The organism is Pseudohaemophilus parahaemolyticus (assembly GCF_938021905.1).
Lineage (GTDB): Bacteria > Pseudomonadota > Gammaproteobacteria > Enterobacterales > Pasteurellaceae > Haemophilus_A > Haemophilus_A parahaemolyticus_B.
Map to the genome: position 1 here is coordinate 1 of NZ_CALIFA010000074.1, position 14,628 is coordinate 14,628.

Annotated in this window: 15 protein-coding genes; 9 read left to right on the forward strand and 6 right to left on the reverse strand. The window is 43.9% G+C overall.

The annotated features are described in order from the left end of the window. Positions 1–89: 89 nt before the first annotated feature. From torD to radC, 4 genes are all read right to left on the reverse strand, one after another. The gene (torD, locus tag QMF79_RS08165) at positions 90–677 is read right to left on the reverse strand and encodes a molecular chaperone TorD (protein WP_281773455.1); all 588 of its coding nucleotides are present in this window, start codon (positions 675–677) and stop codon (positions 90–92) included. Then, positions 677–3,160: a trimethylamine-N-oxide reductase TorA gene (gene torA / locus QMF79_RS08170; RefSeq protein ID WP_281773456.1), complete on the reverse strand. Its 2,484-nt coding sequence runs from the start codon at positions 3,158–3,160 to the stop codon at positions 677–679. The genes torD and torA overlap by 1 nt, the downstream gene beginning before the upstream one ends. Positions 3,161–3,168: 8 nt before the next feature. Continuing rightward, on the reverse strand, positions 3,169–3,789 hold the full coding sequence (locus QMF79_RS08175) for a pentahemic C cytochrome (protein ID WP_425591892.1): 621 nt from the start codon (positions 3,787–3,789) through the stop codon (positions 3,169–3,171). 214 nt (positions 3,790–4,003) lie between these two features. Next, positions 4,004–4,669 carry a RadC family protein gene (radC, locus tag QMF79_RS08180; RefSeq protein WP_281773458.1) on the reverse strand — a complete coding sequence of 222 codons (666 nt, stop codon included), beginning with the start codon at positions 4,667–4,669 and terminating at the stop codon, positions 4,004–4,006. A 162-nt stretch (positions 4,670–4,831) separates the two neighbouring features. Between radC and coaBC the strand changes: the two genes are divergently transcribed. The 5 genes from coaBC to crp all read left to right on the forward strand — a co-directional run bounded on the left by coaBC (position 4,832) and on the right by crp (position 8,150). Further along, positions 4,832–6,043 carry a bifunctional phosphopantothenoylcysteine decarboxylase/phosphopantothenate--cysteine ligase CoaBC gene (gene coaBC / locus QMF79_RS08185; protein WP_281773459.1) on the forward strand — a complete coding sequence of 404 codons (1,212 nt, stop codon included), beginning with the start codon at positions 4,832–4,834 and terminating at the stop codon, positions 6,041–6,043. Further along, positions 6,043–6,498, forward strand: coding sequence for a dUTP diphosphatase (gene dut, locus QMF79_RS08190; protein ID WP_281773460.1), 456 nt, complete (start codon positions 6,043–6,045; stop codon positions 6,496–6,498). Before coaBC ends, dut begins: the two co-directional genes overlap by 1 nt. Positions 6,499–6,543: 45 nt before the next feature. Beyond that, positions 6,544–7,152 carry a nucleoid occlusion factor SlmA gene (slmA, locus tag QMF79_RS08195; RefSeq protein ID WP_281773461.1) on the forward strand — a complete coding sequence of 203 codons (609 nt, stop codon included), beginning with the start codon at positions 6,544–6,546 and terminating at the stop codon, positions 7,150–7,152. 9 nt (positions 7,153–7,161) lie between these two features. Continuing rightward, on the forward strand, positions 7,162–7,383 hold the full coding sequence (locus QMF79_RS08200; protein ID WP_005706947.1) for a YheU family protein: 222 nt from the start codon (positions 7,162–7,164) through the stop codon (positions 7,381–7,383). Positions 7,384–7,454: 71 nt separating this feature from the next. Then, positions 7,455–8,150: a cAMP-activated global transcriptional regulator CRP gene (gene crp, locus QMF79_RS08205; protein WP_281773462.1), complete on the forward strand. Its 696-nt coding sequence runs from the start codon at positions 7,455–7,457 to the stop codon at positions 8,148–8,150. A 74-nt stretch (positions 8,151–8,224) separates the two neighbouring features. On the opposite strand, the gene mutL is transcribed toward crp, so the two are convergent. Continuing rightward, positions 8,225–10,168: a DNA mismatch repair endonuclease MutL gene (gene mutL, locus QMF79_RS08210; protein ID WP_281773463.1), complete on the reverse strand. Its 1,944-nt coding sequence runs from the start codon at positions 10,166–10,168 to the stop codon at positions 8,225–8,227. Positions 10,169–10,311: 143 nt separating this feature from the next. On the opposite strand from mutL, the gene proA reads away from it, so the two are divergent. The 4 genes from proA to cysE all read left to right on the forward strand — a co-directional run bounded on the left by proA (position 10,312) and on the right by cysE (position 14,487). Further along, complete coding sequence (gene proA, locus QMF79_RS08215) at positions 10,312–11,553, forward strand: glutamate-5-semialdehyde dehydrogenase (protein ID WP_281773466.1); 1,242 nt, start codon at positions 10,312–10,314, stop codon at positions 11,551–11,553. Between the two features lie 81 nt (positions 11,554–11,634). Then, the gene (locus tag QMF79_RS08220) at positions 11,635–12,570 is read left to right on the forward strand and encodes a KpsF/GutQ family sugar-phosphate isomerase (RefSeq protein WP_281773464.1); all 936 of its coding nucleotides are present in this window, start codon (positions 11,635–11,637) and stop codon (positions 12,568–12,570) included. Positions 12,571–12,646: 76 nt separating this feature from the next. Further along, the gene (gene gpsA / locus QMF79_RS08225; protein WP_281773465.1) at positions 12,647–13,657 is read left to right on the forward strand and encodes an NAD(P)H-dependent glycerol-3-phosphate dehydrogenase; all 1,011 of its coding nucleotides are present in this window, start codon (positions 12,647–12,649) and stop codon (positions 13,655–13,657) included. A gap of 11 nt (positions 13,658–13,668) precedes the next feature. Beyond that, positions 13,669–14,487 carry a serine O-acetyltransferase gene (gene cysE, locus QMF79_RS08230; RefSeq protein ID WP_111312843.1) on the forward strand — a complete coding sequence of 273 codons (819 nt, stop codon included), beginning with the start codon at positions 13,669–13,671 and terminating at the stop codon, positions 14,485–14,487. A gap of 58 nt (positions 14,488–14,545) precedes the next feature. Here cysE and QMF79_RS10435 read toward each other — a convergent pair whose 3' ends face one another. Beyond that, positions 14,546–14,626: an IS3 family transposase gene (locus tag QMF79_RS10435; protein WP_394370882.1), complete on the reverse strand. Its 81-nt coding sequence runs from the start codon at positions 14,624–14,626 to the stop codon at positions 14,546–14,548. Positions 14,627–14,628 lie beyond the last annotated feature (2 nt).

A 14,628-nucleotide genomic window follows, 5' to 3' on the forward strand; every position in this document is an offset into this window, starting at 1 on the left:
TTCAAAGGATTGAGCCCAGTACAATACCGAGCTCAATATTTAAGTTAACTAACCTATCCAACTTTTGGGGGGCAGATCATAGTGCTTTTCTAACTTTCCGCTGCGTGCAATGCCAAAATCTTACACAGCAACGAAAATAGTGCTGGGTAAAACTGATTTTGAAGGGGAATTTTTGCCAATTTTTCTGTCATCTTCGGCAGCCATGTTTGTAGCTGTTCACGGATAAATTGGCGTTGTTCAGCAAGCGTTTTCTGCTCAACAAGCTTAAGCAAAATTTCCAAATAGACGCAAAGATGATCGCTCGGTTCATTCACTTGGCGGTTGGTTTGCAAGCCAAATTCTGTTAAATAATCATCCATTTTTTGCAAGTTTGACGTCAGTTCCTTGCCTGCTAAATAAGCGGAAGCATAAGGCATTGCACTGATTGCACCTTCTAGCAAAAAGCATTCGGCAAAATCGGCAGCGAGCTCTAAATGGGCGTGTGGGTGGAGCTGCAAGCTGGCAAGTGCCATTTCAAGCTGTGTGATTTCAGCAGCAAAGCCCGCCTCTTTCAAAAAGGCAAAAAACGGGGTAAATTCGCCCGCTTGTAAGCTTTGCAACTGTGCATCGGTAAGTTCCCGCCCGAGTATATTGCTAAACCAGCGATAGATAAATTGGTACTCTTCTTTTTGGAACATTACGCTCGCTCCACGATTTTCGGGCCACTAAAGCCGTTCGGCTCAGGAGCTTCGTCTTGCCATTTTTCCACATTGACTAAGCAAGTACTGACACAGGTGGCTTGAGAGAGTTTAGATGCCCCAATGTCTAACGTTAAGGTATTTGGGCAGCCGTAGGTATCAATTGAGCCAACTTTCTCATCAAGCGGTGAGAACCACGCTCCTTCTTGCAAACGCACCACACCCGTTGGGAAGCTATCCGATAATACTGCCCCGACTAACACTTGCCCGCGTTCATTGTAAACACGCACTAAATCACCGTCTTGAATACCAAGTTTCGCCGCATCTTGCGGGTTCATATAGAACGGTTCACGCCCTTTTACGCTGTATGTATCACGTAAGTTTTTCGCTTCGCACAGCTGAGAATGCAAGCGTTTGTCGGGGTGAACTGATTGCATCCAGAACGGGTAGCGTTCTGAATTTGGTCCACCGTGTGAGCGTTCGGCTTTTTCGAACCACATTGGATGCCCTTTGCAATCAGTATAGCCATAGCTGGCGATTTTTTGGCTGTAAATTTCGATAAAGCCTGATGGCGTACCCAGTGCGTGTAATTCAGGATCTTCGCGGAAATCAGCGTGGCGCACCCAGGGTTTACCCTCTGGGAAAAGCACGTAGCCTGTTTTCCAAAACTCCTCAAACGGTGGCATTTCAAACTTGCCACGGTTGGCGTTGCGACAATCACGGTAGAGGCGTTCCACCCATTCCATTTCGTTCATTCCGCGGCAATATTCTTCCGCTTTGCCAAAGCGTTCGCATAAGCCTTTAAAGATCTCAAAATCAGAGCGGGCTTCATACATCGGCTCAACTAATTTGTGCATCGCTAATACCCCACGGTTGCTGTAAGAGCCATAGGCATCGATGTCGTTACGTTCAAATGGCGTGCAAGCAGGTAGCACGATGTCGGAAAAACGGCAAGTTGCCGTCCAGCTGTAATTAAGCGAAACCACAGTTTCCAATTTTTGGAAGGCTTGCTTCATTTTGTTCAATTGCGATTGGCGACTCCACTGGTTACAGCCTGAAAAAATCGCCATTTTGTATGGGGCGTAGGTGATTTTTTTGCCGTTGTAATCAATGGTTTCACCCGCGTGAAGTAATGCATCAGTGGTGCGAGCCACAGGGATGACTTCGCTATAACCTTGGTAATCTTTGTTGTTGTATTTCGGTGTTTGCCCTTCATCTAAATTCGATGGGAAGGAGCCTGGCATTGAAGCCCCAGAGCTTGAAACGCCCACTGAACTGTAATGGTGAGCATAACTCACACCGCCGCCAGCCAAGCCAATTTGTCCCAACATCGCAGCTAATACTGCCCCCATCCAATAAGGCTGTTCGCCGTGTTGTTGGCGTTGGATTGCCCAGCCAAAAATCAGTTGGGTGCGTTTTCCTGCCAACATCCGTGCAAATTCGCGGATTTTCTCGGCAGAAACGCCACAAATTGGTGCAGCCCACTCTGGCGTTTTAGCGATTTTATCTTCGGTTTCACCCAGCAAATAAGGCACGAATTTCTCAAAACCAAGGGTGTAAACATCGAGGAAGGCTTTGTCATATAAATTCTCAGCGTAAAGTGTATGGGCAATTGCCAACATAAACGGCATATCCGCTTGTGGGTTTACATAAAAATGGTCGCAGCCCAAATAATTTTGTGTTTTGCTTTTCACAGGATCAACACAAACCACCTTGATCGCTTTATTTTTCACTTTCTCTTTTAGCTGTTCAAAATAGGCGTATGCCTCGTGCGTTTCGCAGTTCCAGCCCACTTGTAGATTTTTAATTGGATCGTTCGCCCAGAAGATCAGGTTTTCGGTCTCTTTTAAAATGATCTCCCACGATGTGCCTTGCGAGTAAACTTCAGTTGAACCCAGCACATACGGCAGAATGGTTTGTCCAGCCCCTGTGGAATAATCGCCCACCGTACCAACACTATGCCCGTGCATCGCAATCGCTCGGATCATATGGTTTCCGCAGCTATGGAATTGCCCAGAAGAACGCCAGCCTACGTTAGCGGTGTGGAGTGCCCAAGGGCCGTAATTTTGCTGGATGCGTTCCAGTTCTTGATAGAAAAGATCGAGTGCTTCATCCCAACTGACGCGAACAAAGCGGTTGTCGCCCCGTTGCAAGCGGTCGCTTTTTTCACGATTTTTGAGCCAGTCTAATCGTACCATCGGATAACGCACGCGAGATTCGCCATACAAAATACCTTTGATGCCTTGGATCATTTCAGTCGGGTGTTTATCAAATTCAAAGGGTTTAATTTCAGCGAGTTTGCCATCGACCACTTTGGCGCGTACTGCACCCCATTGGCAGCCAGTCATTTTCCATTCATCAGGCGTTTTTGTTCCGTTTGCTTTTGCCTCACGCGGAACAAGGAATGAAGGCATCGCAAGGCTTGCCGTCATCAGCGACATTTTTTGTAAAAATTGGCGACGTGAAAATTCAAGAGAAGACATACAAATTCCTATTTTGACGCATCAGCGGCGTGTAATTGTAAATAACGAAGCACTTGTTTTTGTTGCGGTTTGTCCATATCGGTAAAGCCGACCATGCCATTAAAGACCGCTACCCACTCATTCGCATCGTGCATTTTCGGATCGCGCTGTTTGTGGCAAACGCTGCATTCAGTTTTGAAAGTGCTTTCTGCATTCGCCCAGAATGCGGTGAGATTTTGGCTAAGTTTCGATTTTTTTGCCCAAACTTTTGTTTTGACTTTCTGCCAAATTAAACCTGTGAGCGGATCTTCTTTGTTCTCCAATACCTCAAAATTAGTAGCGTTTTGCGTGAAGGTTTTATCAAACACTGCATCGGTAATATGTTTGGCAAATTGGTTATACCAAATCCGCCCAAACCCTTTGGTTTTTCGCCACATTTCCAGCTCAAGTTGATCAGCATTTTGCGTGGTTTGCACTAGTTTTACGGGCACGCCTGCTTCTAATTCGCCAATGGGTTTGGAAAGGGCTTCATCTGCATATAACGGCAGACTTTCTGGCGTGTAAGAATAAGGGGAAGCGGTTGAATTTGGGGAAAATATTGCAAATGACAAGCTCAAAATGAGCGAGGAAAATAGGGAAGAAAATCGCATTTTCATAGAGAAATCACTCGAAATAATAAAATATCGTCACAACTGAGTTGTTTGTGTATAGGGGCGTGTGCAACACATCCCTACGAAAGAAAATAGATGATATCAATTATCCACAACCTTCATCTATTTACTTTGATTTATATCACAAATGCGGGATTTTAATGTTTTGGTAAAAAATTTCACAGAATTAGCCGCTTGCGGTGTGTAAGTGATACTAAAACATCTCTCGTTTTTCTTCCTCAAACGAAAAATAATCGCCTTTACCGACAATAATATGATCAACAAACCGAATATCGACCAAATCGCATGCCAGTTCAATACGTTTGGTAAGATGGCGGTCGGCATCGCTTGGTGTACACTCGCCAGAAGGATGGTTATGAGCGATGATAATCGCTGCAGCATTACATTTTAGTGCCGCTTTTACGACTTCTCTCGGGTGTACGCTGGCTTGATTGATCGTGCCAAAAAACATTTTTTCGGTACGAATCAGGCGGTTTTGATTATCTAAAAAGATCACCATAAACACTTCACGCTCCCAATGCTCAAGCTCTGATTGGAAATACATAATTGCCATATAAGGCTCACTGATGGTTTCGCTAGCCTCCATTTGCTGTGAAAGATAGCGTTTAGTCATCTCTTTTGTTGCTTGCAGTTGAATATATTGTGTTTTGCCTAAGCCTTTGACTTTACAGAAATCTTCGACCGAAGCGGTTAATAATCCGCGTAAACTGCCAAAGGTTTTGAGTACATTTTCCGAAAGTTGCATTACGGGAATGCCGCGAATGCCTGTGCGTAAGAAAATTGCTAATAACTCTTGATCGTTCAATGCTTCTACGCCTTGTTGTAATAACTTTTCGCGTGGCATTAATATTTTTTCCATATTACCCTCTATTGATTAAATCTTTGAAAGAATAAAAAAGATAAGGCAAAGAGGCAAAAGGCAATTACCAAATTTTCGAGCAAGATCGCAAAACTTTTTAGTTGTGAGTATCTGCTTGTTTTTGTAGAATGCTGTACTTATTTTCACATCTTATTTCATTTTATGCTGAAAAATAAAAAAATTCTGGTCGGCATTACAGGTGGTATTGCTGCTTATAAAAGCATTGAGTTAATTCGCCATTTCAAAAATGCGAATGCAGACGTGCGTGTGGTGCTCACTCCTGCGGCAGAAGCCTTTGTAACGCCGTTAACCCTGCAAGCCATTTCAGGTAATGCGGTTTCTACTTCGCTCTTAGACCCACAAGCCGAACTCGCGATGGGGCATATTGAGTTGGCGAAATGGGCAGAGCTGATAGTGATTGCCCCAGCTTCAGCAGACTTTATTGCTCGCCTTCGTGTGGGAATGGGCAATGACTTACTTTCCACTCTTTGCCTTGCGACCGCTTCTCCAATTCTGCTTGCACCAGCGATGAACCAGCAAATGTTCAAACAAGCAGCAGTGCAAGAAAACTTAGCAGTATTGGCGGAACGTGGTGTGCAAATGATCGGGCCGAACAGCGGTTTTCAAGCGTGTGGTGATGTCGGTAAAGGGCGAATGTCTGAGCCGAGCGAAATTTTCCAAGCCGTGTGCGAACATTTTACAGGTGGACAAGATTTAGCCGCTCTAAACATCACCATTACTGCGGGTCCAACCCAGGAAGCGATTGATCCTGTGCGGTATATTAGCAACCATAGCTCGGGCAAAATGGGTTTTGCAATTGCTGACGCGTTTGCCAAACGTGGGGCGAAAGTGACGTTGATTGCAGGACCTGTGAGTTTAGCGACCCCCAAAAATGTGACTCGAATTGATGTACTTTCGGCCCAAGAAATGGCTGAGCAAGCAGTGAAACTTGCTCAACAATCTGCAATTTTTATTGGCTGTGCTGCGGTGGCAGATTATCGTGTGGCAGAAGTGGCAACCCAGAAAATCAAGAAAACGGCAGATAGTGATGAATTGATGCTAAAACTCGTGAAAAACCCTGATATTATTGCAAAAGTTGCGAACTTACAGGAATATCGCCCATTTGTGGTCGGTTTTGCGGCAGAAACACAAAATGTGGCGGAGTATGCTAAAAGTAAATTGCAACGTAAAAATTTAGATTTGATTTGTGCAAATGATGTTTCTGGTGGGCAAGTGTTTGGGCAAGAACAAAATGCTTTACAGCTTTTTTGGCAAAAAGGTGAGAAAATCTTACCGCTTACAGATAAGGGTAAATTAGCTAAAACGTTGGTTGAAGAGATTATCCAATTGTATAATGATAAAAAGGAAAAATAATGAAACAAATTGATTTAAAAATTTTAGATAAGCGTATTGGATCAGAATTTCCACTGCCAGCGTATGCTACTGAAGGTTCAGCAGGCTTAGATTTGCGTGCATTGATTGAGACACCAATGACGGTAGAAGCAGGTCAAACGGTACTTATTCCAACGGGAATTTCTATCTATATTGCGGATCCAAGTTTAGCTGCGGTAATTTTACCGCGTTCAGGCTTAGGGCATAAGAATGGCATTGTGTTAGGTAATTTAGTGGGTTTGATTGATAGTGATTACCAAGGCCCACTGATGGTGTCACTTTGGAATAGAAGTAATAAACCGTTCAAGATCGAAGTAGGTGATCGTATTGCACAGTTAGTATTTATGCCTGTGGTACAAGCGAGTTTCAACATCGTAGAAAATTTTGAACAAACAGAACGCGGTGAAGGCGGTTTTGGGCATTCAGGTAAACAATAATATAACCGTGCACTTTCATTCAAACGTTTTATTGGGAGAAAAAGTATGTCAACGCTACAAGTCAAAATACCGAAAAAAACTAAAGCAGAACGCCAACAACAGGTCTTGGAAACACTGATTAACGAGCTTAATTCTGAAGGTGGTATGCAACGTGTGACTACTGAGCGATTAGCCAAAGCAGTGGGGGTGTCGGAAGGTGCGTTATACCGCTATTTCCCAAGTAAAGCGAAAATGTTTGAAGCATTGATCGAAAAAATTGAACAAACATTGAATAGCTATGTGGCAGCAAGTAAGCGTCGAGAAAATGGCACAGAGGCGATCATTAAATCGATCATCTATTCAGTGATCGAATTTGCTCGCAAAAATCCTGGAGTTACTCGCATTCTTACAGGGCATGCTTTGATGTTTGAAGATGATACCTTAAAAGCTCGTATCGCCAAATTTTTCTATAGCCTTGAGATACAATTTTCCAATATTTTGCAGATGAGCAAATTGCATGGCGGTAGAGCGTTTGATGACGAGCGTGCGTTAGCTGCTTATTTAGTAAATTTCTGTGAAGGACAATTTTTACGCCTCGTTCGCTCAAATTTTAATTCCTCTCAATATCAATCTTTTGAAAAGCAATGGGCTATGCTCAAGCCGCTTTTTGAATAAGGAAAGACAATGATTATTCCTTGGCAAGAACTGGAAGAAGAGACACTTTATAATGTGCTTGATTCCTTTATTCTACGTGAAGGCACAGATTATGGTGCTCGTGAACTTTCATTAGATGAAAAACGAGAACGTTTATTAGCACAACTAAAAACAGATAAAGTGGTAATTGTGTGGTCGGAATTACACGAAAGTCTTGATATTAAAGATAAAAGATCTTTCTTAGGAAAATAATGATTAGGAGACAAACACCGTGCTACAATACTTTTTCCCTATAACCCAAAATAAGTAAAAAGGATTTTTTTATGCAAGACATGATGCTTAGCACGCCTCCAATTGAGGATTTAACGCCTGCTCCATCTATCAATGATCCTGTGGTGGAATGGTTCTTAACGCAATGCCACGTGCACCGCTACCCTGCAAAATATACATTGATCCATGCAGGCGAAAAGGCTGAATCGCTTTATTACATCGTAAGTGGTTCGGTGTCTGTTTTTGTTAAAGATGACGAGCATAAAGAAATGCTTTTAACCAACCTTGGACAGGGTGAGTTTTTGGGCGAAATTAGTCTTTTTGAAGAAAAACTGCAAACTCGCACCGCTTGGGTGAAGACCAAAGAAATCTGCGAAATTGCTGAGATTTCATACAAACGTTTCAAACAGATTGTACATATTAACCCTGAAATTTTGATGTATCTTTCTGCTCAAATGGCACGCCGTTTACGCCAAACTTCGAGCCAAGTGAGCAATCTTGCGTTCTTAGATGTAGCAGGAAGAATAGCACAAACGTTGATGAATTTAGCTCGCCAACCTGATGCGATGACCCATCCAGAAGGAATGCAGATCAAGATCACCCGCCAGGAAATCGGACAAATGGTCGGCTGTTCCCGAGAAACGGTTGGACGTATTCTAAAAATGCTTGAAGATGATGATCTGATTTCAGCTCACGGTAAAACGATTGTGGTGTTCCACAAGCAGTTACAGAAAGCAATGGGCGTATAAGATTTTCTGGTATTTATATAAAAATAACTTTGTGTACTGCTATATCGTATTGGATTTTACTGTTCAAGAAGAATTTAATAGAGATATGCTGAAAAATCCACTTCTACTTTCAATGTTTCTAATGGCTTGGCAGAGTGTTGTTCTGCTTCTGCCAATAAGTTCACACCATCGCTGAGCGTCCAAGCGGTTGGCATTGGCAAAGATTTTGCAAAAAATTCGACTAAATCGATCGCTTGTTCATTTAATAATTGGAAAATCAGCTGTTGGAAATTTTGTTCTCGTAAGCATTTTGGCACGGCTGAAATCATCAAGCGAGTTTGCGATTGCCAATGTTTCTCGCTAATTTGAAAGCCAAGATTTTCTAGCCTATCTTTCACTTTTTCCCAATGCTGTTGCTGTGTTTCGTCTAGCGTTAAGCTAAGCGGAATCAACAAAGTTTGTGGTTTGGCTTTTTTGAGCTGTTCGACAAATTTTAAGTGATACAATTGATTGAGCGAAACTAAATAGAAATTCTCGTTTTCTTTGAGCAATAATGCCTGATTTTTCACTACCGTAAGCACGCTTGAACGTGCTGAAACTGCCGTTTTTGCAACATATTCTGTTTTTTCGACCGCTTGTTCGGTAGCCCGTTTTTCAGGTGCTTCAGGCTTTGCAAAAATTGCAGCGGCTTGATGTGGTTGTGGCTCTGCAAGCGGTAAAAAATCGCTTCTAGTTTGCGAATCTGCATGGCTTTCCGTTTTGACTAACTCGTTATACCAACGCTGTGCTGATTTGCTTGAAATGCTTGAACGTGGCGTATATTGCGGAGAATGTGCACGATGTTGCGTAGAACTATCTGAAAATTGCACCGCTTGCGGAAGAAGTTCATTGTCTGCAATCGGAGGCACAAACATATTCGCACCGGCTGCCTGACGATTGCGGTCTTGTACGTATACGGGGAAACTTTCGTGCACTTTATCCACAGGTACCGAACTCGCTGTGATTAAATCTGCTTGTGGTTGCAATGCTTGTAGCACACCTTGCAAGATAAAATCGTGCACCAAACGTCCTTGGTGGAAACGTACCTCGTGTTTAGCAGGGTGTACATTGACATCCACGTGGGTTGGGTCTAAATCCAAAAACAGCACAAACGCAGGGTAATCGCCTTGTGCAATATGCTCTCCGTAGGCTTGGCGAATGGCGTGGTTAATGGTTTTATCCCGCATCATCCGCCCATTTACGTAGCTATAACAGAGATCGTTTTGCGGACGAGCCAGTTCAGGTGAGCCAATCCAACCGTGTAGATGTAAATCTCCGTGCTGCCAGTCCAAATAATTTGCGTGCTGAATAAACTGTTCGCCACAGATTGCTGCCACACGTTTCTGCTTTTGTTCAATCGAATTATCCACAGCTTTGCGATATTGGCGAACAATTTTGCCATTGTGCGAAAGGGTAAAACTCACGTGCGCTTTTGCAAGAGCAATGCGACGCACAACTTCATCAATATGCTGAAATTCAGTTTTGTCGGTGCGTAAAAACTTGCGGCGAGCTGGCGTGTTGAAAAAGAGATTGTTCACTTCAATGGTGGTGCCAACAGGGTGAGAAGCGGGCTGAATTTCCACCGCCATTTCACGCCCTTGTGCATAAGCCTGCCACGCCTCTGCTTGCCCTTCAGGACGAGAGGTTAAAAGCAGGCGCGAGACCGAACTGATACTTGCCAATGCCTCACCACGAAAGCCGAGACTTAAAATTGCTTCTAAGTCTTCCAATGAGCTGATTTTGCTGGTGGCGTGGCGCGCCAAAGCAAGTACCAAATCTTGCTTGGCAATGCCACAGCCGTTATCGCGGATTTTAATCAGCTGCGAACCACCTTTTTCAATCTCAATCTCAATCTGCGTTGCCCCCGCATCAAGGCTGTTTTCAACCAATTCTTTGACGACAGACGCAGGGCGTTCCACCACCTCCCCCGCCGCGATTTGGTTGGCAAGTTGAGGTGGGAGAATGTTGATGAGGTGTTTTGGCGTATCAAGTGTGTTCATAATTAATTGTTTCGTAGGGACGAGGTTTATCCCCGTCCAAAATGATTATTTTTAGCCAGATTTAATTTTGTGCTTATAGTTGCATTTTGCCAAATTTTAGCATAATTTGACCGCTAATGACGTTTTCAAAAAAAGGATAAATGATGACCAACGTTTCACAAATTGCTCAACAGGCGAAACAAGCAAGTGTGGCACTTGCTCTATTCGGTCAAACTGCCAAAAATCAGGCACTGCTCACCATTGCTGACAGTCTTGAAAGTCGTGTGGCAGAAATTTTACAAGCGAACGAAAAAGATATCGAATTTGCGAAAGCACAAGGCATTTCAGCTGCTATTATCGACCGCTTATTGCTCTCTGAAAGCCGCTTAAAAGCGATTGCCGATGATGTTCGCAATGTGGCAAGCCTTCCTGACCCTGTTGGGCAAGTAATTGATGGTGGCGTGTTAGCAAGCGGTTTGAAAATTGAACGCCAACGTGTGCCTTTGGGGGTGATTTTAACCATCTATGAAGCACGCCCGAATGTGACCATTGATGTGGCTTCACTTTGCTTAAAAACAGGCAATGCGGTCATTTTACGTGGTGGCAAAGAGACCAAATTTACTAATGCCGTGTTGGTCGAAGTGGTGCAAAATGCGTTGGAAAAAGCAGGCTTACCGAAATTAGCGGTGCAAGCGATTACCGATCCAGACCGAGCCTTGTTGCTTGAGTTGCTCAAACTCGATCGCTACATTGATATGGTTATCCCACGTGGTGGAGCGGGTTTGCATCAGTTCTGTAAAGAGAATTCGACTATTCCTGTGATTGTGGGTGGAATAGGTGTTTGCCATCTATTTGTAGAAAAAACAGCCGACCAAGAGAAAGCGTTAGATGTTATTGTGAATGCGAAAACGCAGCGTCCAAGCACCTGCAATACCTTGGAAACCTTATTAGTGGATCGTGCAATTGCTGCTGAATTTCTGCCAAAATTAGTTGCAAAAATGAAAGAGGTAGGCGTTACACTACACTGCGATGCTTTGCACAAAGCAGACGGAATTGAACCGCTTGATCAAGATAAATTACGCCAAGAATGGCTTTCGCTCGATTTAAGTGTGGTGGTGGTTGATGGCTTGGGTGCGGCTGTTGCCCATATTCGTGAATATGGCTCGCAACATTCAGAGAGTATTCTAACTAGTGATTATAAACTGGCCCGCCAATTTGTTACTCAAGTGGATGCAGCCGCAGTTTATATTAACGCTAGCACGCGTTTTACCGATGGTGCACAGTTTGGACTGGGAGCAGAAGTAGCAGTGAGTACACAAAAATTGCACGCCCGCGGGCCAATGGGATTAGAAGCACTCACCACTTACAAATGGGTGTGTGAGGGGGATTATTTAGTGAGGGGGTAGGTTTCTGACACGATAAGCGGTAGAATTCTGCCAGAGATTTACAAATAATTGGTTGATACAATAGCCTTTTTTAAGGATCCTATGAACTACTTACAAACCGCCAAAGAAACTCTTGACCTTTACACCCAAGAAATTGACCGCTTGAAGCAGCGATTATCAGATGAATTTAACCAAGCAGTTGAATTAATGCTCCACTGCGAAGGGCGTGTTGTCGTGGCAGGAATTGGAAAATCGGGCTTAGTGGGCAAAAAAATGGTGGCAACTTTTGCTTCCACGGGTACACCAAGCTTTTTCTTACATCCGACCGAAGCTTTCCACGGTGATTTGGGTATGCTCAAACCGATTGATGTGGTGATTTTAATCTCTAATAGTGGCGAAACCGATGATGTGAATAAACTCATTCCAAGCCTGAAAAGTTTCGGAAATAAGATCATTGCGATTACGGGTAACCCGCATTCAACGTTGGGTAAATATGCCGATGTAGTGTTAAATATTCACGTGGAGCGGGAAGCTTGCCCAAATAACCTTGCTCCGACCACGTCAACACTGGTTACCATGGCATTGGGCGATGTTTTAGCGATTGCTTTAATCAACGCTCGCGACTTCCGTGCTGAAGATTTTGCACGCTTCCACCCTGGTGGTAGTTTAGGGCGTAAATTGCTCTGCCGAGTGCGTGATGTGATGAATCCAAACGTGCCTGTGGCTGAACCAAGTGCGACTTTTAGTGAGTGCCTTTCTGTAATGAATGAAGGCAGAATGGGTGTGGCGGTGATTATGCAAGCGGGCGAATTATGTGGCATTATTACCGATGGTGATATTCGTCGTACACTCGCGAAATTCGGGGCAGAAAGCTTGAATAAAACTGCTGAGCAGATTATGAGTCGTAGTCCGAAAACCATTGCTGATAGCACTTTCTTGGGCAAAGCTGAAGAGATGATGAAAGCACTACATATTCACTCGCTGGTTGCGTTAGATGAGCATGGCAAAGTGAGTGGGTTGATGGAATTTTCGAATTAGTCGCAAGTATTTTTGAAATGTCTACAAGCTCCCTCAAGCGGTGACATTGACCTTATTTTTTGCAAAAGGATATGATATGACAGTAACTTACTCCGCCCCGGTTACCGTGCTTGGTGCAGGCTCTTACGGCACAGCATTAGCGATTGCACTTGCACGCAACGGACACAAAACTTACCTCTGGGGACATCAGCCTGAAGCAATGGCAAAATTGGCTGAAGAGAGAATGAACCAAACCTTTTTGCCTGATATTCCTTTCCCTGAGGCACTTGAAATTGAAAGCGATTTAGCACAAGCATTAAGTAAAGCACGTGATTTACTAATTGTTGTTCCAAGCCATGTATTTGCCGAAGTGCTACAAAATATCAAACCGTTTATTCGCCCTGAACATCGTATTATGTGGGCAACCAAAGGTTTAGAACGTAACACTGGTCGATTATTGCAAACGGTGGCTGAAGAGATTTTAGGTAAATCGCACTCACTAGCGGTCTTATCTGGCCCTACTTTTGCAAAAGAACTCGCAGCTGGTTTGCCTACCGCCATTGCCCTTGCTTCAAACGATCTGCAATTTGCGGATGAAATGCAGCAACGCATTCACTGTTCGAAAACCTTCCGTGTGTATATCAACAACGATATGATCGGCGTGCAATTAGGTGGGGCGATTAAAAATGTCATCGCAATTGGTGCGGGCGTTTCGGACGGAATGGGTTTCGGGGCAAATGCTCGTACCGCGTTGATTACCCGTGGTTTGGTTGAAATCAGCCGTTTAGGTGCTTCGCTTGGAGCTGATCCAAAAACCTTTATGGGAATGGCAGGCTTGGGCGATTTGGTGCTCACTTGTACCGATAACCAATCACGCAACCGTCGTTTCGGTTTAGCATTAGGACAAGGCAAAAAAGCAGACGATATTATTGAAGAAATCGGGCAAGTGGTGGAAGGTTTCTACAACACTAAAGAGGCTTATTTACTCGCTCAAAAACAAGGGGTGGAAATGCCCATCGTCGAGCAAATCTACCAAATGCTGTTTGAAGGAAAAAGTGCCGTGGATGTTGCTAAAGCTTTGTTAGGACGCGAGCGTAAAGGCGAGTAAAAAGGAAGAATATGATAAACGCACAACAACAAACCATCATCTGGCAAGAGATCCGTCAAGAAGCACAGGAATTAGTGGAAAGCGAACCCATGCTTGCCAGCTTTTTCCATGCGACTATTTTAAAACACCTTAATCTCGGCAGTTCGTTGAGCTATATTTTGGCGAACAAGTTAGAAAATCCTATTATGCCTGCGATTGCCCTAAAAGAAATTATTGAAGAGGCATATCGTGCGGATCCGCAAATAATTTTGAGTGCAGCCTGCGATATTGATGCGGTTCGTACCCGAGACCCTGCGGTAGATAAGTGGACAACGCCACTGCTCTACCTCAAAGGCTTCCACGCCTTACAAAGCTATCGCGTAACCCATTATTTGTGGAAGCAAGGTCGCAAAGCGTTAGCAGTTTATCTACAAAATGAGATTTCAGTCGCGTTTGATGTGGATATTCACCCTGCCGCACGTGTCGGCTGTGGCATTATGTTTGACCACGCAACAGGCATTGTTGTGGGCGAAACCGCGGTAATCGAAAATGATGTGTCGATTCTGCAAGGTGTGACTCTTGGCGGTACGGGAAAAGAACATGGTGATCGCCACCCGAAAATTCGCGAGGGCGTGATGATTGGTGCAGGTGCAAAAATTCTTGGCAATATCGAAATTGGGCAATACGCGAAAATTGGAGCAAATTCAGTGGTGCTTCAGCCTGTACCCGATCACGCCACTGCTGCGGGCGTGCCTGCTAAAATTATCAGTAAATCTTCCGATCAAAAACCTGCCTTTGATATGAACCAATATTTTGAGGATACCCAAGGAATGTTTGGAGATGGGATTTAGCATAATACGAATGGAAAAAGACCGCTTGTTGATCTGCCCCCCAAAGTTGGACAGTTAGTTAACTTAAATATTGAGCTCTGTATTGCACTGGGCTCAATCCTTTGAAACCAAGTTTAATTCGTTTTTGGTTGTAATACACTA